Origin of the sequence: Pseudomonas sp. P9_2, assembly GCF_034008255.1 — a bacterium.
Classification (GTDB): domain Bacteria; phylum Pseudomonadota; class Gammaproteobacteria; order Pseudomonadales; family Pseudomonadaceae; genus Aquipseudomonas; species Aquipseudomonas synxantha_A.
Genome location: NZ_CP125376.1, coordinates 933,147 through 954,981, shown reverse-complemented (window position 1 = coordinate 954,981; position 21,835 = coordinate 933,147). Strand labels below are relative to the sequence as shown.

General features: G+C 62.6%; 20 protein-coding genes. 5 read left to right on the top strand and 15 right to left on the bottom strand.

Annotated features, from left to right (window positions below):
- The 13 genes from QMK52_RS04215 to cbiE form a co-directional block, all read right to left on the bottom strand.
- Window positions 1–1,011 carry an iron ABC transporter permease gene (locus QMK52_RS04215; protein WP_320403843.1) on the bottom strand — a complete coding sequence of 337 codons (1,011 nt, stop codon included), beginning with the start codon at window positions 1,009–1,011 and terminating at the stop codon, window positions 1–3.
- Entirely contained in the window at window positions 1,008–1,958 is a 951-nt protein-coding gene (locus tag QMK52_RS04210; protein ID WP_194439971.1) for an ABC transporter substrate-binding protein, read from the bottom strand. The genes QMK52_RS04215 and QMK52_RS04210 overlap by 4 nt, the downstream gene beginning before the upstream one ends.
- Window positions 1,955–2,743, bottom strand: coding sequence for an ABC transporter ATP-binding protein (locus tag QMK52_RS04205; RefSeq protein ID WP_194439972.1), 789 nt, complete (start codon window positions 2,741–2,743; stop codon window positions 1,955–1,957). The genes QMK52_RS04210 and QMK52_RS04205 overlap by 4 nt, the downstream gene beginning before the upstream one ends.
- Window positions 2,743–4,851 (bottom strand): TonB-dependent receptor, encoded by a 2,109-nt coding sequence (locus tag QMK52_RS04200; RefSeq protein WP_320403842.1) that lies wholly within the window; start codon window positions 4,849–4,851, stop codon window positions 2,743–2,745. The genes QMK52_RS04205 and QMK52_RS04200 overlap by 1 nt, the downstream gene beginning before the upstream one ends.
- Window positions 4,852–5,002: 151 nt before the next feature.
- Entirely contained in the window at window positions 5,003–6,385 is a 1,383-nt protein-coding gene (locus QMK52_RS04195; RefSeq protein WP_320403841.1) for a PepSY domain-containing protein, read from the bottom strand.
- Between the two features lie 118 nt (window positions 6,386–6,503).
- A complete protein-coding gene (locus tag QMK52_RS04190; RefSeq protein ID WP_320403840.1) occupies window positions 6,504–8,564 on the bottom strand; it encodes a TonB-dependent copper receptor in 2,061 nt (686 codons plus the stop codon).
- A 93-nt stretch (window positions 8,565–8,657) separates the two neighbouring features.
- Entirely contained in the window at window positions 8,658–9,047 is a 390-nt protein-coding gene (locus tag QMK52_RS04185; protein ID WP_320403839.1) for a DUF2946 domain-containing protein, read from the bottom strand.
- Window positions 9,048–9,056: 9 nt separating this feature from the next.
- Entirely contained in the window at window positions 9,057–9,539 is a 483-nt protein-coding gene (locus tag QMK52_RS04180) for a copper chaperone PCu(A)C (protein ID WP_005784362.1), read from the bottom strand.
- A 47-nt stretch (window positions 9,540–9,586) separates the two neighbouring features.
- A complete protein-coding gene (locus QMK52_RS04175) occupies window positions 9,587–9,979 on the bottom strand; it encodes a DUF2946 domain-containing protein (RefSeq protein WP_005784364.1) in 393 nt (130 codons plus the stop codon).
- A gap of 96 nt (window positions 9,980–10,075) precedes the next feature.
- Window positions 10,076–10,363 carry an addiction module antidote protein gene (locus tag QMK52_RS04170; protein WP_005784366.1) on the bottom strand — a complete coding sequence of 96 codons (288 nt, stop codon included), beginning with the start codon at window positions 10,361–10,363 and terminating at the stop codon, window positions 10,076–10,078.
- A gap of 3 nt (window positions 10,364–10,366) precedes the next feature.
- Window positions 10,367–10,666 (bottom strand): type II toxin-antitoxin system RelE/ParE family toxin, encoded by a 300-nt coding sequence (locus QMK52_RS04165; RefSeq protein WP_005784367.1) that lies wholly within the window; start codon window positions 10,664–10,666, stop codon window positions 10,367–10,369.
- 347 nt (window positions 10,667–11,013) lie between these two features.
- Window positions 11,014–11,742, bottom strand: coding sequence for a cobalt-precorrin-6A reductase (locus QMK52_RS04160; protein ID WP_005784369.1), 729 nt, complete (start codon window positions 11,740–11,742; stop codon window positions 11,014–11,016).
- A complete protein-coding gene (gene cbiE, locus QMK52_RS04155; protein ID WP_194439975.1) occupies window positions 11,739–12,944 on the bottom strand; it encodes a precorrin-6y C5,15-methyltransferase (decarboxylating) subunit CbiE in 1,206 nt (401 codons plus the stop codon). Before cbiE ends, QMK52_RS04160 begins: the two co-directional genes overlap by 4 nt.
- A 38-nt stretch (window positions 12,945–12,982) precedes the next feature.
- Here cbiE and cobG point away from each other — a divergent pair, with 38 nt between their 5' ends.
- The 5 genes from cobG (at window position 12,983) to QMK52_RS04130 (ending at window position 18,333) form a co-directional block, all read left to right on the top strand.
- A complete protein-coding gene (gene cobG / locus QMK52_RS04150) occupies window positions 12,983–14,329 on the top strand; it encodes a precorrin-3B synthase (protein WP_194439976.1) in 1,347 nt (448 codons plus the stop codon).
- Window positions 14,322–14,948, top strand: coding sequence for a precorrin-8X methylmutase (locus QMK52_RS04145; RefSeq protein ID WP_005784376.1), 627 nt, complete (start codon window positions 14,322–14,324; stop codon window positions 14,946–14,948). Before cobG ends, QMK52_RS04145 begins: the two co-directional genes overlap by 8 nt.
- Window positions 14,948–15,679: a precorrin-2 C(20)-methyltransferase gene (locus QMK52_RS04140; RefSeq protein ID WP_005784378.1), complete on the top strand. Its 732-nt coding sequence runs from the start codon at window positions 14,948–14,950 to the stop codon at window positions 15,677–15,679. Before QMK52_RS04145 ends, QMK52_RS04140 begins: the two co-directional genes overlap by 1 nt.
- The gene (gene cobJ / locus QMK52_RS04135; RefSeq protein ID WP_005784380.1) at window positions 15,679–17,316 is read left to right on the top strand and encodes a precorrin-3B C(17)-methyltransferase; all 1,638 of its coding nucleotides are present in this window, start codon (window positions 15,679–15,681) and stop codon (window positions 17,314–17,316) included. Before QMK52_RS04140 ends, cobJ begins: the two co-directional genes overlap by 1 nt.
- Before the next feature lie 237 nt (window positions 17,317–17,553).
- Window positions 17,554–18,333: a hypothetical protein gene (locus QMK52_RS04130; RefSeq protein ID WP_005784382.1), complete on the top strand. Its 780-nt coding sequence runs from the start codon at window positions 17,554–17,556 to the stop codon at window positions 18,331–18,333.
- On the opposite strand, the gene QMK52_RS04125 is transcribed toward QMK52_RS04130, so the two are convergent.
- Entirely contained in the window at window positions 18,330–18,926 is a 597-nt protein-coding gene (locus tag QMK52_RS04125) for a MarC family protein (protein ID WP_003171467.1), read from the bottom strand. The two genes, QMK52_RS04130 and QMK52_RS04125, sit on opposite strands and share 4 nt — an antisense overlap.
- A 96-nt stretch (window positions 18,927–19,022) precedes the next feature.
- Window positions 19,023–21,797 (bottom strand): hybrid sensor histidine kinase/response regulator, encoded by a 2,775-nt coding sequence (locus QMK52_RS04120; protein WP_194439978.1) that lies wholly within the window; start codon window positions 21,795–21,797, stop codon window positions 19,023–19,025.
- Window positions 21,798–21,835 lie beyond the last annotated feature (38 nt).

The following is a 21,835-nucleotide window of genomic DNA, read 5'->3' as shown; positions in this document are numbered from 1 at the left end:
TCAACGCTTACGCATCAATCCGATAAAAAATAACCCGCCGATCGCTGCCGTGGCCACGCCAATCGGCAAGTCTTCGGGAGCAATCAAGGTGCGCGCGGCCACATCGACCCACACCAGGAACACGCTCCCCAGCAGCACGCATACCGGCAGCAAGCGTCGGTGCTCGGCACCCACCAGGCGCCGGGCGATGTGCGGCACCATCAGCCCGACAAAGCCGATGGAGCCGCTGATGGACACCAGCACGCCGGTCATCAGCGACGCAATCAGGAACACCTTGAGCCGCACGTTGCGTGCGTTCAGGCCCAGGGTCACGGCGGTCTGTTCGCCGGCCATCAGGGCATTGAGCGCACGGGCCATGCCCAGCAGCAGGGCCAGCCCGAGCAGGATGGTGGCGGTAGGGACCGCCAGCAGTTCCCAGCGCGCCAGCCCCAGCCCGCCGAGCATCCAGAACATCACCGCCGAGGCGGCGCGGTGGTCACCCATGAACAGCAGCAGGTTGGCCACCGCCATCATCACGAATGACACCGCGACACCACACAGCAACAGGCGATCACTTTCCAGGCGGCCGTTGCGACTGGCTACGGCCAGCACCACCAACATGCTCAGCAGCGCACCGATAAAGGCGGCGAGGGGCAAGGTCAGCAGGCCGATGATTTCACCCACGTGCAGCACCACGATCACCGCGCCGAGGGTGGCGCCGGAGGTCACACCGAGCAGGTGCGGGTCGGCCAGCGAGTTGCGCGTGACCGCCTGCAGCACTGCGCCAATCAGCGCCAACCCGGCGCCTACCAGCGCCCCCAGCATCATGCGCGGTACACGGATCAGCCAGACGATGTGTTCCTGGCCCATGCTCCAGTCCACCACACCCAAGCCGAACACCTTGTTCAGCAAAATTCGCCATACCACGTCCACGGGCACCCGCGCCGAACCGAACCCCAGGGAGATCACGCAGGAGACCAGCAACAAGGCACCCAGGGCGCTTAATAACAGGACGTAGTGACGGGTGATCATTCGCCGTGAAACCCCTTGGCCAGGGTTTCAACCGCCAGCACGTTGTCGATGCTTGGTGTGGCTTGCATATAGGGGATCACGATGAAGCGCTGGTGCTTGATCGCCTCCACTGATTGCAGTGCAGGGTGGTTGAGCAGGAACTGTTTCTTCTGTTCGGCGGTGACCTCGCTGTAGTCGACAATCACGATGACTTGGGGGTTGCGCTCGACGACGGTTTCCCAGTTGACCCGGGTCCAGCTGGCGTCGATGTCATCGAGGATGTTGCGCCCGCCGGCGGCGTCGATCAGCGCCTGGGGCATGCCCAGGCGGCCCGAGGTCATGGCGCGGTCTTCGCCGCTGTCGTAAAGGAACACCCGTGGCTTGTCGGCGGGCAGGTCTTTTTGCACCTCGGCCACTTGCGCCTGCATCTGGGCGATAAGGGTATTGGCACGATCCTGCACGTCGAAGATCCTGCCCAGGTTGCGCAGGTCGTTATAGGTATCGTCGAGGCTTGCGGCTGGGCGCTTCATCACGAACGCACATGACTCGGTCAACTCATACACATTGATGCCCAAGGGTTGCAGGGTGTGCGGAGTGAGATCGCCGCCCACGCGCATACCGTAACCCCAGCCGGCGAAGAAGAAATCCACGTTGGCGTTGAGCAGGGTTTCCACCGATGGGTACTTGCTCGCCAGTTCCGGCAGGCCGTCGAAGAGCGCGGCCATTTGCGGCGGTACTGACTTCCAGCCGGTCACGCCGCTGTAGCCGGCCATGCGTGGCTTGAGGCCCAGGGCGAGCATCATCTGGGTCATGTTGATGTCATGGCTGACCGCGTGTTGTGGGGCTTGCTGGAAGGTCACGTCGCGGTTGCAACTTTTGATGGTCAGCGGGTATTGGGTGCTTTCGGCGAGTGCTTGGGCGGCAGTGCCGAGCAACAGAGGCAGAGACAGCAGGATGCGCAGGATCATGGCTGGGTTATCCAAGTGATTCGTGGGTAGCCGTCCAAGGGGTGAGTGTCGATCAAGGCCTCGACGCCAAACACGTCGCGCAGCAACGCGGCGGTCAGCACTTCGTGGGGCGTGCCGCTGGCGACGATGCGCCCGTGGTGGATCACGTACAGGCGATCACAGAAGGCGGCGGCCAGATTGAGGTCGTGGATGCTGGCCAGGGTGCCGATGTTCAAACGCCTGACCAGCCTGAGCAGCTCAAGTTGATAACGCGGGTCGAGGTGGTTGGTCGGCTCGTCTAGGATCAACAGTTGCGGTTGCTGGGCCAGGGCGCGGGCAAGAATGACGCGCTGTTTTTCACCGCCGGACAGGGTCGCGAAGGCATGGTCCTCGAAGCCATGCATACCCACCGATTCCAGCGCTTGAAGGATCAGTTGCTGGTCGTGCGGTGTGTCGCTGTCGAACAAACCCTTGTGGGGTGTGCGTCCCATGGCGACCACCTCATCCACGCGTAAGCCGAAGGTATCGGGAAACTCCTGCAGCACCACGGCGATGCGTTGCGCGCACCATTTTGCGCTTTGCTTCCAGACATTCTGGTGCGCAAGCGATACATCACCCTGTTCTGGCCGGGTGAACCGATAGGCGCAGCGCAACAGGCTGGTCTTGCCACTGCCGTTAGGCCCGATCAGCCCGACAAACTCCCCGGCACCGACGCGCAGGCTGGCGTCACGCAGTTGGAACTGGTGATGGCAGAGGTTGTGGCCGGGTGGAGTCCAAGCCAGGTCGGTGAGGGTAAGTGAGGTCATTAGAAGGTGTAGTCCGCGGTAATGAACATGGAGCGAGGTACACCCAGAATCCACTGCTGCCCATCGTTGTACTGGCTGACCGCATAAGTGCGATCGAACAGGTTATTGAGTTGCAGGCCCAGCGTGGTGTTGCGCATGGCTTTCCACGACAGCGTGGCATCGACCACGGTATAGCTCGGCAGCTCGCTCTGGTTGGCCATATCGGCATAGCGCGCGTCGACGTAACGCACACCGGCAGCGGCACGCACGTTGTCGGTCACGGCCTTGCTCAGCCACAGGTTGGCGGTGCGGCGCGGAACGTCCACCGGGCGGTTGCCGTCGCGGGAGACCTGTACGCCGTTGACGTCTTGTTTGAAGTCGTCGTACTGCGCCCGCACGATGGCAGCGTTGGCCTGCAACTGCCAGGCGTGGGGCAGTTGCAAGTCGAGGCTGGCCTCCAGGCCGTTGGAGGATTGTTGGCCGACTTGCTGCTTGAAGTCCGGCTCACCCGGCACATCCGTCAGCAGCTTCTTTTTGACGATGTGGTAGGCGGCCAGGGTCCATTCTCCGCGGGCATCCCAGAACGCTTGTTTGATGCCGACCTCGGTCTGTTTGGCGGTAGACAGGTCGAACTGTTGCTGGCTCGGGCTCAGCGAGATCAGCCCGCCGACGCCGTCGTTGCTGGTGGCGTACTGGCCGTAGACCGAGGTGTCCGGGGTGATCGCGTAGACCAGGCCGGCTTTCCAGTTATTGCCGGTGAGGGTTTTGTCGGATTGGCCGCCAGTGCGCAGGTCGTCGCGGTCGATATGTGCGTAGTCGCGGCGGATACCGGTGATCAGCGTGAGTTGGTCGGTCAACTGCAAGCGGTTTTCAGCAAACCCTGCGAAGGTTTTGGTCGTAGTGGAAAATACCGGGTTGAACGGGTCTTTACTGGCAAACGGCGCGGGCGCCGGGTGGTACAGGTCGATGGGTTGGCCGGTTTTCAGCACATCATTAAACGGCGTGTTGCTCGCCAGGCGAAAGCGGATGCGGTTGTATTCCACGCCCGCTACGGTCTGGCTATCGAGGCCGAACAGGGTGTGCTTGAAGGTGAAGGTCTGGCGGTCGCCCACCTGTTCCTGATCGTGCTTGATACCGAAGTTGCCGCTGCGGGTCAGTTGGCCGTTGGTGAAGTTGTAGTTCTCGGCGTTCTGCCAGCGACGCTGGTTTTTCAGGTAGTACAGCTCGTTGGTGGCGCTGACGTTGTCGTTGAGTTGCCACTCGCTGGTCAGGCGCGTCCACTGGTCGTTGTAGTGCTGGGTGTCGTTGCTGACGTTGTAGTTCTTGTCGCGCAGGCCCTTGTGCAACTGGCCGTTGACCAGGGGCGTGCCGAAGTAGTTTTGTGGGCGCTGATCACCGTAGTCGCTGGCCAGGGTGAAACTCAGGTTGTCGGCTGGTTGCCAGCGCAGGGCGCCGCTGACGAAATCGCTGCTGGAATCGCCACGGTCGATAAAACCGTTGCTGCGCAGGCGGTTGAGGTTCAAGCGGTAGCTTAAGGTGTCGGTCAGCGAGCCGCCGCTGTCGAGGGCTTGCTGCTGGCGGTCGTAGGAGCCGTAGCCAAGGCGGATATGGTTTTCGATCTCACCCGCGAAGGGTTTTTTCGAGATCGTGTTGATCACCGCACCGGTGGCGCCTTCGCCATACAGCACCGAGGCCGGGCCGCGCAGCACGTCCACCCGCTCTACTGCCCAGCTGTCCACCGGGAAGGTGGAGGTGCCCATGCCGGTGTACATACGGTTGCCGTCGTACAGTTGCATAACCGAGCTTTGGCCGGTAAAACCACGGGCCTGCAACGAGGTGCCGCCGTCGCCCGGCGTGCCGGTGCGGCTGATGCCGGTGGCGCGGGAGATGGCGTCCTGCACGCTGGCGTCGCCACGTTCGCGGATCTGGGCGCCGGTCTGGCTTTCAACGCTGCCGGGGGTTTGCAGCGCTGTGAGATTCAGGCGCGAACCGGCGGTGGTCGGGGTGTTGAGGTCAACGCGCTCACTATCCACTGCCGGTGCGGTAATGGGGCTGGCGGGCAGGGTCAGGGCCTGGGCGTTGGTATGCAGGGCGAGCAGGCACAGGCCGCTCGCAAGGTAGTTGTTCATCGGTCGATCAGTCGCTTCTTGAGAGGTACTCGCCGCAGGGCGCGGCGAGCAACGATAGCGCAGAAAGTGTTATAAGTTAACACTTATCGGCTGCGGGGAAAAAGTCTGCGCAAGGCTACACAAGCCCCCTGGATTGGGCATCTCGCCTGTTTCATGCGGAACCTGAAGCGGATTCACCTTGGCCAAAAAAGCGCGACAGCACCAGACGATCCAGTACCCACACCACGATCAGCGACGCCCCCACCAGCGGGAAAACAAGTGCCAGGCCCAGCATGATCACCATCGCGGTTTTCCACTTTGGCAGGTCATGACGCAACGGCGGAACACCCACGCCACCGGCAGGGCGACGCTTCCACCAGATCACCACGCCGCTGACCGCACTGAGCAGGATCATCAGGCAGATCACCAGCACGATCAGTTGGTTGACCCAGCCGAACATCTTGCCTTCATGCAGCATCACGCCGGTCTCGGTGGCGCGGGCGACCAGGTTGTAATGTTCCCAACGCACATCGGCCAGGACCTTGCCGGTGTACTGGTCCACATGCAGGGTGGCGTCATTGCGCGGGTCGTTGGCGAACACCGCGACGGTGAATACCCCCGTGGCGGTGGTGGGAAAGGTGATGCTGTAGCCGGGCTCCACGCCGCGCGCATTGGCCAGATCGACCACTTGTTGCAGGCGCACGCTTGGCGCGGCAGGGCCTGCGTGCATGGCGCCATGCTTCATGTGTTCGGCATGGTCGCCGGACATCGGCATCGGCGTGTTTTCCATGGCCCAGGGCACGGTCTGTTGGGTGGCTGTGTTGAGCACGCGTGCCTGCTGGTCGGACTGCGGCACGTTGTTCCACATGGCCGCCGGGAAGGTGTTCCACAGGTCGGCGTATTGCTTGCCCCAGAAACCGGTCCAGGTCATGCCGCTGAGCAGCATCACCAGCAGAAATGCCGCGCCCCAGAAGCCGGCGACAGCGTGCAGGTCACGCCAGAACAAGCGGCCACGGCTGTTGAGACGCGGCCACAATACGCCAGCCGATGACTTGCCACGCGGCCACCACAGGTACAGGCCGGACACCACCAGCATGACGCCCCAGCCGGCGGCGAGTTCTATCAGGCGGTCGCCGGTGGTGCCGATCATCAGCTCGCCGTGCAGGGCGCGGGCAATGGCCTGCAGGTTGTATTTGGCGTCCTGCTCACCCAGGACTGTGCCGCGATACGGGTCGACGAATACGCTGATTTCGCGGTCCTGGTTGTGCATCACGAACTGCGCGCTGCTGGTGGCGTCGGCCGGCGGCAGGTATTTGCTGATCGCGGCCTGGGGGTAGGCGTCTTTGGCGCGTTGCAGCAGTTCGTCGGCGCTCAGAGCGTGTTCGGCGGCGGGTACGGTGAGCAGGTGGCCGTACATCAGCGGGTCGAGCTGGGGTTTGAACAGGTAGATGATGCCGGTCAGGGCCAGCAGCACCATGAAAGGGGCGACAAAGAGACCGGCGTAGAAGTGCCAGCGCCAGGCCAGGTTGTAGAAGGAAATCTTTTGTGTGGTCATCGGCTGCTCCGCATGAGGCTTTTGATTTTTCTTGGTCTGTTACATCGTCATCGCAGGCAAGCCAGCTCCCACATGGGACTGTATTCCACCTGTGGGAGCTGGCTTGCCTGCGATGCTTTTAGAAGCTCATGTCCACCTTGGTCCAGAGCGTACGCCCCGGCTCCTTGATGGCTTGCGGGTCGTTGGCCGGGTAGCCGAAGCCTGCGTTACCCGCCAGGTTCAAATGCTCGGCATAAGCCTTGCCGAACAGATTGTCGACTCCGGTACTGACCTTGAAGTTCTTATTGATGCGGTACGCAGCGTTCAGCGAGAACACGCCAAAACCGCCGCTCTTGTCGTAGTCCTTGCCGACCACGTTGCCCTTGTTCTGGTCGATGCGGTTTTGCGCCGCGACCACGCGCCACAAGGCGCCGGCACTCCAGTCGTCTTCGCTGTAGGTCAGGCCCAGGCGTGCATCCAGCGGCGGCATCTGCGGCAGGGCTTTGCCATCGCTGCTGTTCTTGCCCCAGGCGTAGGCGAGGCTGGCGTCGGCTTTCCAGTTGCGGCTCAGCTTGTAGGCCGCACCCAACTCGCCGCCCATGATGCGCGCGTCGACATTGCGCGCCTGGGAAGTGGTGCCCATCATGCCGGGCCGGTAGTCGAACAGGATGAAGTCGTGCACCTGGCCGACGTAACCCGAGGCCCAGGCTTCGAGGTCGGCGGTTTTGTATTGCGCGCCGAAATCCAGCTGCGTGGTCTTCTCGGGCTTCACGCCGTCAAAGGCATTCACCGAGCCGACCGCGCCGGTGTTGGGGGAGAACAGTTCCCAGTAATCCGGAAAGCGTTCAGCGTGACCCAGGCCCGCATAGACGGTCGTGGGCGTGTCCGCCAGGTCGTGCTCGTAGCGCACAAAGCCCGATGGCAAGGTGTCTGCGCGGGTGTCGTCGGCGGTGGGGTTGGGGCGGCTCATCATTGCCGAGCCGGTGCGTTGCCGGAAATCCTTGGCTGAGGCGCGGTCCAGGCGGGCGCCGGTGATCAGGCGGTCGTTGTCGGCGGCGTACCAGGTCAGCTCGCCGAATACCCCGTAGTTGTGGAAGTTGGCGTCCTTGTTGCGCGGCAGGTCCTTGTAGGTGTCGATGCCCATGCTGCTGCGCGCGCGGTGCTCGTTGGTCTGTGCGTCCAGGCCGCCGATCAGTTGCACATCGGCCCAGCGCCAGGTTGCCTTGAGGCGACCGCCCAGGGTGCGACGGTCGACGTTAGAGGCCATGGGCCCGGCCATCATGCCGGTGCCCGAAGGGACGCGCAGGCTGTAGTTGTCCATGACGTGGTCGGCGTAGTTGTAATAGACCTGGGCCTCGACCTTGTCCAGCACCTCGCCGAGGTTGGATTTTTCGAAGCGCAGCCCGAGGCTTTCGCGCAGGAATTGCGAGCCATCCATACCGCGTCCTGCGTAGCGCGCTTCACCGTCACCACGGCCGGCGGTGAGTTCCAGCAGCGTGTCGGCGTCGGGGGTGAAACCCACCGCCACATCGCCATTCCACTTGTCATAGCGCGAGGCGACAGTGTCGTTGTTGCCGTCCTTGTAGTCGTCGGCATGGGCCTGGTTGCCGATCACCCGCACATAGCCCAATGGGCCGCCGGCAGCGGCATCGATGACCTTGTCGAAACGCCCGTTGGAACCTGCCAGCACACTGGCGTTGACCCGCGTGCCCAGTTCGCCGAACTGCTCGGGCTCACGCTCGAACAGGATCGTACCGGCCGACGCGCCCGGGCCCCAGAGTACGGTTTGCGGGCCTTTGATCACGGTGAGCTTGTCGTAGGTTTCCGGCGAAATATACGAAGTCGGCGCATCCATGCGGCCTGGGCAGGCGCCGAGCATCATGCTGCCGTTGGTAAGGATGTTCAGGCGCGAGCCGAACATGCCGCGCAGCACCGGGTCGCCGTTGGTGCCGCCGTTGCGCACCAGGGCGAAGCCGGGGATGGTCTTGAGGTAGTCGCCGCCATCGCTGGCGGGCACCGGCTGGCGTGGATCCTTGGGGTTGGTGACAACGGTGAGGGGCGAGCTGGGGGCGATCGCGGTGATCACCGTGGGGCTCAGCTCGTGTTCATGCGCATGGGCGTAGGGGGCAAGCAGTGCGCCGCACAGAGCGGCGAAAACAGGGGCAGCGCCCAAACGGGTGTCAGCAGAAAACCTGGACATGACAAATTCCATCAATCAATCGTAAACAACACGGCCAGCAGCCTGCGGCTGTCTAATTGAAGTCGGCCGGGGTGAAGTAACGCGGTGAAGGGCTTACGACACGATGGGCGGCGCACGACTGCGGGCGCCAGGGAAGATGCTCTGCCGAGCATGGCCCAGGCGGGGGGCGGGGATGAGCGTGTTGGCTGGCGGCGGGGTGCCGAGCGTTACGTAGGAGACGCTGCCGGGCAGGGCCGGGCAACTGAACAGCAGGCTGCAATAGCCGCATTTCTCCCAGAGGACATGATGTTCGTCGGGGGTTTTGGTCGGCTTGGGCTCGCCGTGGCACGCGGGCATGTCCATGGACATACCGGCGTGATGATCCATCGGCATCGCTTGGGAAATCAGCGGACCGATAAAGATCATCAGCATGGCGAACAGGCTGATCCAACTGCCGCGCATCAGACGGCGGTGCGGAGACAACCTGGCGCGGGGGGCGCCCATCGGGTAGGTCTAGTGAGTGTGCTTATGCTCTTGCGTGGCCATCGGCGGGACCTTCTGCACCGACACTTGCACCTGAACCTTGCCTGCTTTCTCGAAGGTCAGGGTCAGTGGGAATTGCTTGCCATCGGCCAACAGGCTGCGGTCTTTGAGGCCCAGCAGCATCACGTGATAAGCCATCGGCGCGAAGGTCAGCTCACCCTTGGCCGGTACGGCAACGCTGGGCACTTGCTGCATCTTCATCAAGTCGCCTTGCATCACATGCTCGTGCAGCTCGGCTTTCTCCGCGACGCTGGTTTCAACGCTGAGCAGGCGATCCGGAGCAGCCCCGGTGTTATGAATCACAAAGTAGGCCGCCACGGTCGGCGCATTCGGTGGCAGCTCCTGGGACCAGGGATCGCTCACCAACAGGTCGCCGGCCTTGTAGTCATCGGCATTGGCAGCACTGAACACCGGCAACAGCAACGCAGCCAGAAGCAGGGAAGATTTAAGCATGGCAGTTCTCCAGAACGGTTCCAAACGCAGTTCACTTGCGAAGAAGATCAGACCGTTGGGGAGGCGCGAGGGTTAAGGCTTGGCCATTGCTGGCGCGGGGTGGGATTGCGCAATAAGCGTGGTGGCAGGCTCTGCACCGCCTCGAAGCGCGTCACATACAGCTGCGGCACATGCCCCGGCAACGCCACCAACGGCGCCGAGCCCGAGCAACACCAGCAATGCTGCATGGCAGAGTGATCGTCCGGCGCTGCCGGGATTTCCAGCTTGCCCAGGGCAATCGCCTTCAGGCTGGCACCATTGGACGAACAGAACCCACCCCACATCAGACGCTTGACCGGGTCATCAGTCTGCTGCATCGCACTGGCCAACGGCATGGCAAACGCATTGAACAGCACTGCAAGGCAGGCGATCCAGGCAATTGCAAAGCGTTGACGGGCCATGGCGGATAATCCGTAGGGTTAAACGATCAGGGGGTATTTAGCCTGATCGGGGGGGATAAGTAAAAAGGGGCGGTGTGGTTTGGTGTCGCAGTGCTATCAGATCGCTGTGGCATGAAGCTTGAGGCCCAATGCTTTCATGACTTTCATGATAGTCCCAAACTCGGGATTGCCCGTGCTGGAGAGGGCTTTGTACAAGCTTTCACGTCCAAGGCCGGCATCACGGGCTACTTGGGTCATGCCTTGGGCACGGGCGATGTCGTTGAGAGCTGAACGAATAAGCAAGCCATCACCCGCATCCTCCTCGAAACAGGCTTCAAGATATTCGGCCATGTCCCCGGGGGTTTTGAGGTGTTCCGCTACATCGAAGTCGGTAAATTCAGTCATCGGTTATTCCTTTTCAAATCTTTCTGCAATTTGCTTTGCTCGTTGGATGTCTCGTTTCTGCGTTGATTTGTCGCCTCCTATCAACAACAGATAAATCACCTCGTCTCTACGTATGAAATAAACTCGGTATCCAGGCCCGTAATGAATGCGCATTTCCGATACGCCATTTCCTACTGCTTCACAGTCCCCGAAATTGCCTGATTGTGCGTTTTTCAACCTTGCCAATATGCGTGCCCGGGCAGGTTCACTGCGTAACGCGTCAAGCCACTCCTGAAAAGGTTTTGACTTCTTGAAGTGATTCATCTTTGAGCGTATTCCATGGGATACAGGATGGCAAGTCGCGACGCACTGCAAAAGCAGTGCATCTCCATCGTGGGCGATGCTGCAAAACCGCGTGAGGCGACGTTAGGGCGCAGGATTAGGCTCGACCAGCCAGGTTGTTCGGAAGGATTTGTAAGATGGGTCGCTTTTTGAGGGGGGTAGATAAGCAACTAGGATTTGCGTAGTTCTTCGTATACGCAGAACTTTGCGAGACGTCTTTGAGGTTGCCCCCAGGACCTCAATCCCTAATCTACGTACACCGCTGCAAACTCAGCGGTCGGGCGTCATGGCCGGATGATCAAGCAATGTCTCATTTCAGTTGACGCTTACTAGAGGGTGTCTGGAAGGGTGATTGCCTGTAGCGTTGCCGCTAAGGTGGTGAACTCTCGATCCACCGCAGCCAATACCGGCCGCTTCAACACCAACACCGGCACCCCCCGCTCCCGCGCCACTTCCAGCTTCGGTTCGGTGGCGGTGCTGCCGCTGTTCTTGCTGATCAGTACATCGATCCTGCGCCGTTCGAATAAAGCCCGCTCATCCTCGATCAGAAACGGCCCGCGCGCGCCGATCACTTCACACCGCGCATTCCCCGGATAAACGTCCAGTGCGCGCAAGGTCCAGAACTGGTCGGCGGGGATTTCATCGAGATGTTGCAAGGGTTCGCGACCCAGGGTGAACAATGGGCGCTTGAAAGGCTTCAACGCGGCTATCAGCGCGGCCCAGTCAGGCACTTCCCGCCAGTCATCCCCCACTTGCGGCTGCCACGCCGGACGTCGCAACGCCCAGCAAGGCACATCGCTCAATCGCGCCGCCTGGGCCGCGTTGTGGCTGATCTGCGCCGCATACGGATGCGTGGCATCGAGGATCAGGCTGATGCGTTCATCACGAACAAACTGCGCCAGCCCTTCAGCGCCTCCATAACCTCCGACTCGAACCTGGCAGCTCAGGTCGGTCGGCACACGGCCCACGCCCGCCAGGCTGTAGATATGCTCCGGCCCCAGGGTGCGGGCAATGGCCAACGCCTCCGTCACGCCGCCCAGCAACAGAATTCTTTTCATAGGGGCTTGATCACTTCCAATAGCGTGATCGGCAATGCCTGGCGCCAGGTATCGAACTCGCCCAATGGCTGCGCCTGGGCCACGTGGATGCGGGTCAGTTCGCCGCCGTGCTCGGTGCGCCAGTTCATCAAGGTCATTTCGCTTTGCAGGGTCACGGCATTGGCCACTAACCGCCCGCCGGGGCGCAGGTGTTGCCAGCAGGTGTCGAGCACGCCTTCGCGGGTGACGCCGCCGCCGATGAAGATGGCGTTCGGTGCTTCCAGACCGCTTAACGCCTCCGGCGCCTTGCCGCGAATCAGTTGCAGGCCGGGCACGCCGAGGGCGTCGCGGTTGTGTTCGATCAGGCTTTGGCGGCCTGCGTCGGCCTCGATTGCCACGGCGCGGCAGCTCGGATGCGTGCGCATCCATTCAATGCCGATGGAGCCGCTGCCCGCGCCCACGTCCCACAACAGTTCGCCGGGCATGGGGGCAAGGCGGGCGAGGGTCATGGCGCGCACGTCGCGTTTGGTCAGTTGGCCATCGTGCTTGAAGGCCGCGTCGGGCAAACCTGCAAGGCGTGACAGACGTGGTGCGTTCGCATCCGCCAGGCAGTCGATGGCGACCAGGTTCAAAGCGGCAACCTCGGCGTGTTCCCACGATTGCGCGTGCCCGTCGATGCGCCCCTCAGCCAGGCCGCCCAAGTGTTCAAACACGGTAATCCGGCTGGGGCCGAAACCGCGCTCGGCCAACAACGCAGCCATCAACGCGGGGCTGCTGCCGTCATTGCTCAAGACCAACAAGCGCACGCCAGCGGCCAGATGCGCATTAAGTGCTGCCAACGGACGAGCGACCACCGATAGCGTCACCACCTCCTGCAACGGCCAGCCCAGGCGCGCTGCCGCCAGGGACACCGACGATGGTGCGGGCAAAATCAACAACTCTTCAGCTGCCACTTGCCGGGCCAGGCTGGCGCCGACGCCATAGAACATCGGGTCGCCACTGGCCAAGACGCACACAGGCTCCCCGCGCCGCGAGAACACCGGCTCCAGGGAAAACGGGCTCGGCCACACCTGGCGTTCGCCACGAATACACACCGGCAAAAGGTCCAACTGGCGTTGGCCGCCTATAATCCGCGTGGCGCGCAACAGGGCGTGCCGGGCATTCCTGCCCAGGCCCTTGAAGCCGTCTTCACCGATGCCTACAACCGTCAGCCAGGGCGACATATCAATTCCTTGAACGACATCCGACGGGCAGGCTTTTCATGCCGCCGGACAAAGCAGGCATAATACCGCGCCTTTACCCGTCAACCGGTAGCCCCGTGAACCCAACGCCCGCTGTGAATACCATGCGCCCCTCGGCTTGTCCGGGGTTGCTGCGTATTGTCCAGGCGTTGGACGGCGGCATTTGCCGGATCAAACTGGCCGGTGGTTCGATCACCGCAGCCCAGGCCAGCGCCGTGGCCGACGCGGCCCGTACGTACGCGGGCGGGATAATCGAGGCGACCAACCGCGCCAACTTGCAGATCCGCGGCATTGGCGCCGAGCAGGACGCCTTGATCGCCAGGTTGCTTGCCGCCGGCCTGGGCCCCAATAACGCTGGCGGTGACGACGTGCGCAACCTGATGCTCAGCCCCGGCGCTGGCATCGACCCGCAGATGCTGTTCGACACCCGCCCGCTGGCCACGCAGATTCTTGCCACCTTGCAAAACCATGCGCGGTTCCACCAGCTGTCGGCCAAGTTCGCGATACAACTCGATGGCGGTGAAGCCCTGGCGATGCTGGAGCATCACCATGACCTGTGGCTGTCGGCGTTTGTGCGCGATGGTCAGACGCTGTTGGCGTTCGGCCTGGCCGGTTGTCCGGGGCTGGATGCGCCCGTGGCGGCAGTGCCGCTGGATCAGGGCCATGCACTGGTGGTGGCGGTGCTGGAGGCCTTTCTCGACCTGGCGACGCCCGAGCAAACACGTATGCGTCATCTGCCTGTGGATAACTTGTTGGGCCGCCTGATGCTGCCGCTGTTGTCGGCGCAGGGCTTCAAGCGACCGGCCAGTGGTGCGTTGTTGCACATCGGCAGTTATCCACAGACCCAAAAAAATCAGTTTTACGTCGCGGCAGTCGCGCCATTGGGCCGCCTGGATTCGCTGATGCTCCAGGGCGCCGCGCAACTGGCCAGCGAGTACGGCGATGGCACGTTGCGCTTCACGCCCTGGCAGGGCGTGCTACTGCCTAACATTGAACGCGTTGGCGCCGTGACCGAACGCCTGGCGCAACTGGGCTTTGTGTGTTCAATCGACCAACCCCTGGCGCGCATGATTGCCTGCACCGGTTCCAGCGGTTGCGGCAAGGGCCTGGCCGATACCAAGGCCGACGCGGTGCAACTGGCCGCCCTGCAACCCGGCGTCGAAGCGCACCTGTCCGGCTGCCCGCGCTCATGCGCCGCCGCGCACACCGCGCCGGTCACGTTGCTGGCGGTGAGCCCCGGCCATTACGACCTCTATTTTCGCGATGCAGCCCACTCGGGTTTCGGTCGGCTGCACGCGCGCACTCTTTCCATTGAAGCGGCGGGCGCCCTGTTACGCGCTCGCCCACGGAGCAACACCGATGATTGATTACATCCGCGACGGTCAGGAGATCTATCGCAACTCCTTTGCCATTATTCGCGCGGAAGCCAACCTGGACCGCATCCCGGCCGATCTGGAAAAACTCGCGGTGCGGGTGATTCATGCGTGCGGCATGGTCGAGGCCATCGACGGTCTGCAATTTTCCGAAGGGGCGGGCAAGGCCGGGCGCGATGCGCTGGCTGCTGGCGCGCCGATCCTGTGTGATGCGCGGATGGTCTCCGAGGGCGTGACCCGTGCGCGTCTGCCGGCCAATAACGAAGTGATCTGCACCCTGCGCGACGACAGCGTGCCGCAGCTGGCGCGGGAGCTGGGCAACACCCGTTCCGCCGCCGCTCTGGAGCTGTGGCGCCCGCACCTGGAAGGCAGCGTGGTGGTGATCGGCAACGCGCCGACCGCCTTGTTCTACCTGTTGGAAATGCTCGACGCCGGCGCGCCGAAACCGGCACTGATCCTGGGGTTCCCGGTCGGTTTCGTTGGCGCCGCCGAGTCCAAGGCCATGCTTGCCGCCGACAGCCGTGGCGTACCCTTCGTGATCATGCAAGGCCGCCTGGGCGGTAGCGCCATGGCTGCCGCCGCCGTCAACGCCCTGGCCACGGAGGTCGAATAATGCAGGTGCGCGGACGTTTGATCGGCCTGGGCGTAGGCCCCGGTGACCCGGAACTGATCACCCTCAAGGCCCTGCGCCTGCTGCGTGAATCGCCGGTGGTGGCGTATTTCGTGGCCAAGGGCAAGAAGGGCAACGCTTTCGGCATCATCGAAGGCCACCTGGTGCCACAGCAGACCCTGATGCCGCTGGTGTACCCGGTCACCACTGAAGCGCTGCCGGCGCCGCTGTCCTATGAACAAGTGATCAGCGACTTCTACGACAACGCCAGCCTCGACGTGGCCGCGCACCTGGACGCGGGCCGCGATGTGGCGGTGATCTGCGAAGGTGATCCATTCTTCTACGGCTCCTACATGTACCTGCATGACCGCCTTGCCGAGCGCTACGAAGCCCAGGTAATTCCGGGTGTGTGTTCGATGCTCGGTGGCGCTTCGGTGCTCGGCGCGCCGTTGGTGTATCGCAACCAGAGCTTGTCGGTGCTCTCGGGCGTATTGCCCCATGATGACCTCAAGCGCCGCCTGGCGGATGCCGATGCCGCAGTGATCATGAAGCTGGGGCGCAACTTCCCGAAGGTGCGCCAGGTGTTGGAAGAGCTGGGCCTGGCCGAACGTGCGCTGTACGTGGAGCGCGCCACCATGGCCAACCAGAAGATCGTGCCGCTGGACCAGGTGGAGCCGATGTCGTCGCCGTATTTCTCGCTGATCATCGTGCCCGGTGAAAGGTGGCAAGGTTGATGACTCCGGCGATTGTGATTCTGGGCCAAGGCAGTTTGGCCACGGCGCGCAAGATCCAGCAGGTTTACCCTGGCGCGTTGATCCACGGCCTGGCGGCTCGGGTTGAAGGGGCGGACCAGAGCTACAGCGAGTTCGGCGCGACGCTGCGCCAGCTCTACCAGCAAGGCACGCCGCTGATTGCCCTGTGCGCGGCCGGCATTGTGATTCGTACCCTGGCGGCGCTGCTGCTGGAAAAAGGCGAGGAACCCGCCGTGCTGGCCGTGGCTGAAGACGGCAGCGCCGTGGTGCCGCTGCTGGGTGGCCTGGGCGGGGTGAATGTGATGGCGCGTGACATCGCCGCGGCATTGGGCGTATCCGCGGCAATCACCACCAGTGGCGAACTGCGTTTTGGCACCTGCCTGCTCAACCCGCCGACGGGTTATCAACTGGCGGACATTGAACTGGGCAAGCGCTTTGTCTCGGACCTTTTGGCCGGTGAATCGGTACGCGTCGAAGGCGTGGCGCCGTGGCTGGATCAAGCCAACCTGGTCCAGGACCCACAGGCGCGCCTGGCGATTCATGTGGGCAGTGCCGAGCGCCCACCGGCACCGAACGAGCTGCTGATTTATCCACAAAACGTCTGCATTATCTGCAAGCCTGGGGCGCGGTTGGCCGAGCGCGTGCGCACTGCGCTGCATGAGGCGGGGATCGCGGTGCAAGCCGTGGCCTGCCTGTTGGCCAGCGACCTGCAGATGGCCGACGCCTCATTGCATGAAGCTGCGCTGGCGTTGGGTGTGCCGCTGCGTTTTGCCCCGGTGATGCCCGTTGCGGACATCAGCATTACCGTGGCCGAACAGCCCTTGGACGTGTCGCAGGTGGGACGCCCCCGTGGCCGTCTCGCAGTGATCGGCCTGGGTCCCGGTGCGGCCGAGTTGATGGTGCCGGCGGTCAAGGCGGAACTGGCGCGTTGCACCGATGTGCTGGGGTATGAAACCTATGTGCGCATGGCCGGGCCGTTCCGTGACGATCAAGTGCAACACTGCACCGACAACCGCGAAGAAATGCAGCGCGCTCGCCATGCTTTCGAGCTGGCTGCGCAGGGGCGGTCGGTGGTGGTGGTGTCGTCCGGCGACCCGGGTGTATTCGCCATGGCCGCCGCGGTGATCGAGGCGCTGCACGACTCCACGGACCCGGCCTGGCATCAGGTCGACCTGGAAATCCTGCCGGGGGTTTCTGCCTCCCTGGCCACCGCCGCCCAGGCCGGTGCTCCCTTGGGGCATGACTTCTGCGTCATGTCGCTGTCGGATAACCTCAAGCCCTGGTCGATCATTGAAAAGCGTCTGGACCTGGCTTCCCAAGCCGATCTGGCCCTGGCGTTCTACAACCCGATCTCGCGTTCGCGGCCCTGGCAACTGGGGCGTGCCCTGGAGATCGTCGGCCTGCACCGCACGCCCGATACGCCGGTGGTGCTGGGCCGCGACATCGGCCGCCCGGGCCAGACGCTACGCGTCACCACCCTGGGCCAATTGACGCCCGAGCAGGTGGACATGCGCACCATGGTGCTGATCGGCTCGTCCACCACCTGCGTGTTCCCGCGTGCCGGTGGCGGGGCGTGGGTGTACACGCCGCGTTGGTACGGCGACAAACCCGCCTCCTGAAAACGGTCCGCTGGCCGCCGGAAAGCTCCGAATGACCCAGGGATTCTCCTGATGTTGTTCGGGGCTTTTTCTTTTTTTTACGGTGAAAACCGCAAGCATGCCGGCTGTGCCTTGTGATTGCTGGGCACTGGGTTTTCACCGGTGCCACCAAGGCATGTTTGTCGCATGGAAAGCCCTCCGCCCGCTGGACTAGTGTGAAGGAAAGCCCCATGTCGGGTGCTTGTGGAGAACTGAAAAATGGAGCGACGTAACAGAAGGATCAACACTATCAAACGGCGCAAGCTGATTGCCGCCTACAAGTTGCCGGGGGCACCAGGAGCGCACGCGGCGTTACCCCTGGACACTGACGACGACTGCAATGCGGCGGTGGTCAACAACGGGGTGATTTCCTTCGCCGAGGGGCTGTCTGGGCTGAACCGCGAATACATTCGCAAGAGTTACCTGCTGGCCAGCAGTTACGTGAGCGATGTATTGAAGGTGCATCGGGGCACCGAGGCGTGGTACGACGAATTTATCAAGGTCATGGTCAGTCTTGGCTGGCTGCCGGTGCGCAGCAGTTTCGAGCGGGTCTCACGCTCCGGCAAGGGGCTGACGGTGCAATTGGCTGCGTTGAATATTATCGGCGCGCTGCTGGCGTCGATGTCACTGTCGGGGCCGCTGGTTACCGCGCTGCCCAAATTGGCCGCCGATGCGCTGGAGGCATTGAAGCGGCAGCCGGCGTCTTTCGATTTGTTCAAGCGCAATAGCGCGGTGCATGAGGGCGGTGACTTCGGCGTGGCGTCCTGCGCCGAATCCAATGGTGAAGTGATGATGGTGCTGGTGACCTTCAGCAGCCACGGCGTGAACAAACAGGTGGGAGTGCCGTTCCTTGAATGGGACAGCTCATCGTTCGAGGCTTTCAGCGGGCAAACCTGTCTGGTGCTGAACACCTCGGTGGTCAACGAAAAAACCATCCAGCTGATGCGCGAAAGCGCCGGTGACAAGGTGCAGCTGGCGATTGCCAAATACCGGATCTAAGGCACCAGGTAGCCGCGAACCCCGGTAAAAATGATTTGCGCGGCCAGGGCGCATACGAACAGGCCCATCAACCGGCTGACAATCTGCAAGCCCTGGTCGCCGAGAATCCGTTCGATACGGTTGGACAGGTACAGCACCACACCCACGGTGAGGCTGGCCAAGGCGATGCTGAGGATGGCGGTGAGCTTGTCGTCCCAGTGGGGCTGGCTCACGCCCATCACCAGCAGCGCGCCGATGGTGCCTGGGCCGACAGTGAGCGGGATGGTCAGCGGCACGATGGTCACGTCCTGCTGCACGTTGTCGGTCTGCACCGCCGACTTGCCCTGAGCCATGCCCAGGGCTGAGATAAACAACACGCTGCCGGCGCCGATACGGAACGCGTCCACGGTAATGCCGAACACGCTGAAAATCACCCTGCCGAACAGGTAGAGCAACACGCTCGATACCAGGGTCGCCAGTGCGACTTTCCAGGCCAGGCGCCGACGCTCCTTGCTGGAATAGCCACGGGTCAGGCTGATAAAGCAGGACAGCACAAAAAACGGGCTGTAGAGCACCAGCATCTTCAGGTAAACGCTGAATAACACATGGAGCATGGGGGCGGCTCGCGGGCGGGGGAAGTGTGGAGGAGTCTATCCGACAGAGATCAAATGTGGGAGCTGGCTTGATCCCACAGGGAATGGTATTTCAAATCAGGAAATGGTGCTGCGCTCAGGAAGCTTTTGGCGCTGCACTACCCAGTAATCCACCAGCTCGCGCAACTGTGATAGCTCCACCGGCTTGGCCATATGCCCGTCCATGCCGGCCTGGCGTGCGCGTTCTTTATGTTCCGAAAGAATATGCGCCGTGAGCGCTACCACCGGCGTGCGTACGCGTTGGTGGCTGACTTCCCACGCGCGCAGCTGCTGGGTGGCGGAGAATCCATCGAGGACTGGCATTTCACAATCCATCAACACCAGGTCATAGCGCTGGGCTTTCATCGCTTGCAGGGCTTCTTCGCCGTTGCTGGCGGTGTCCGGGTTGAGGTTGAGTTTGCCGAGCATGCCGCGAATCACTTTGGTGGAGATGCTGTTGTCTTCGGCTACCAGAATGCGGAAATCGCTCGGCACGGTCACCGCCACCGGTGCGCTGGGGGCGGGGCGTGGAATGGCTGCGCCTTTGCTGCGCTGGGCCAGTTCGTCGGCCAGGGTCGTCTTGAGCGTATAACCGGCCACGGGTTTGGCGAGGATGCGCTTGATCCCGCAGTTGCGCGCGATGATCTTGCTCGGTGCGTTGCTGATACCGGTGAGCATGATCAGCAGGATGTCGTGGTTCAGGCTCGGGTCTTCCTTGATCTTCGCCGCCAGTTGCATGCCGGTCATGCCTGGCATGTTCTGGTCCAGCAGCACCACGTCGAAGTAATCGCGCAGGTGTGCCTTGGTGCGCAGCAGCGCCAGGGCCTCCTTGCCGGACGGCACGGCGCTGACATTAAGGCCCCAGGCCGAACATTGCTGCACCAGTACTTTGCGGCAGGTGTCGTTGTCGTCCACCACCAGCACACGGGCGTCCTTGAGCGGGCCGTCGAGATCCGACGTCGGGTGCTCCAGGCGCTCCGGGTCCAGCGGCAGCGTCAGCCACAGGGTACTGCCCTGATGGCTGCCACTCTTGATACCGAATTCGCCGTTCATCAGCAGGATCAACTGGCGGGCAATGACCAGGCCCAGGTGACCGCTCAGGCGTGTCGCCGAGAGGAAGTTCTTGCTGTGCAGTTCGCTGTGCAGTAGTGCGTCGCGTTCGGCGGCTTCCATCGGCACGCCGCTGTCCTGCACGGCAATGCGCAAACGGGGCTTGGTGCTGCGCTCGTCGAGGGCCACGACGATCAGCACTTCGCCTTCATCGGTCTTGTGCAGGGCGTTTTCCAGCAGGCTCAACAGCGCCTGGCGCAGGCGCGTCGGGTCGCCGCTGATCACGCGTGGCACCTGGGGCTGGATAAAGCTGATCAGCTCGACATTCTGCTGCTCGGCCTTGGCGCGAAAGATACTCAGGCAGTCGTCGATCAACGCGTTGAGGTCGAACTGCACATCATCGAGTTCGATCTGCCCGGACTCCAGCTTGGAAATGTCGAGAATCTCGTTGATCAGGGTGAGCAGCTCGTTACCGGCGCTGTGGATGGTCTGCACGTAGTCGCGCTGCTTCACCGACAGCGGCGTACCCAGTAGCAGTTCGGTCATGCCCAGCACGCCGTTCATGGGCGTGCGGATTTCATGGCTGATCTTCGCCAGGAACTCGGCCTTGGCGGCGATTTCGGCGTTGCTGGCGGCCAGGTCGCGGCTCAGGCTGAAGCGCGTTTCGACAATCGCGCGCTGGCGTTCGCCCAGGGCCAGGCTCATCAACAGGCCGCTGAGGCAGATGAAACCCAGCAGGGTGACGATCAGGCCCTGCGGCGCCACCAGGGTGAGGCCGAGCAGCGCGGGAAGAATGATCAGTGTGCCAATGTTGAACACCACCATCGCCGCCACGAACAGACGCGCCGGGCGGTAGCCTTTTTGCCAGTGGTAGGCCGAGACAAACAACATGCTCAGGCCTGCTAGCGCCACCAGGGCATAGGTGATGATGTTCAGTGGCAGGGTATTGACGAACAACAACAGCAGGCCGCACAGCACGATCAGCAGGATATCGGCCATCAACACCTTGTTCAGCGGGTGCGGGCCCAGGGGCATGAAGAAGCGGTAGGCGAACATCAACCCGCACGGTGCGGTCAGCAGCAGGGCGAGGTAGGCGCCAGGGGTCTGGATCGCGTGCCAGTTCGGCAGCCATGGCCCCACCAGGTTGAGCAGCAGCGCCAGGCTGAGCATCAACAGCAATTCGCAGGCGGCCAGCCACAGGCTGCTGCGCGAGCGGTGGTAGGCGAAGCGTGTGAGGTTGTGCAGGATCAGCATCAGCAGCACGCCGAACAGCAGGCCGTAGATCAGCGTCTGGTTCTGGTTGGCGGCGGCCAGTACTGCAGGTTCCAGGGTGATGTAGGGGCGCAGTTCGTGTTCCGAGACCAGGCGCAGGTACACCTCCAGAGGTCGTGGGCTCTGGGGCATCGGCAGCATGAAATCGCTGCTCGGCAGCGGGCGTTCAGCCTGGGGTTGGCGCGTGCCGGTGGTTTGTTGCTCCACCAGGGTATCGCCGTCCAGTACATACAGGCTCAGGCTGGAAAGATCCGGGGCAAAGACCCGCAGCACTTGCTCGTGCTTGCCGGGCTGCAGCCTGAAGCGCACCCACAACGCACCGTCCGGCTGCGCGGCAGTGATCCGGTCCAGTTCGATGGGGCTGAATTGATTGGTGTAGCGGGCGGAACGGATGTCGCTCAGTTGCAGGTCGGCCTGTTCATCAAGCAATACCGCCCAACCACTGCCTTGCGCGGCGGCCTGGGCCGGGAGCAGGCAGAGCAGGGTCAGCAAGCTGACTGTGAAACCTATGGCGATCCTGAGCCAGCGCACGGCGAAATCCCTTCGTAGGTTGATGCACGGGTTAACTA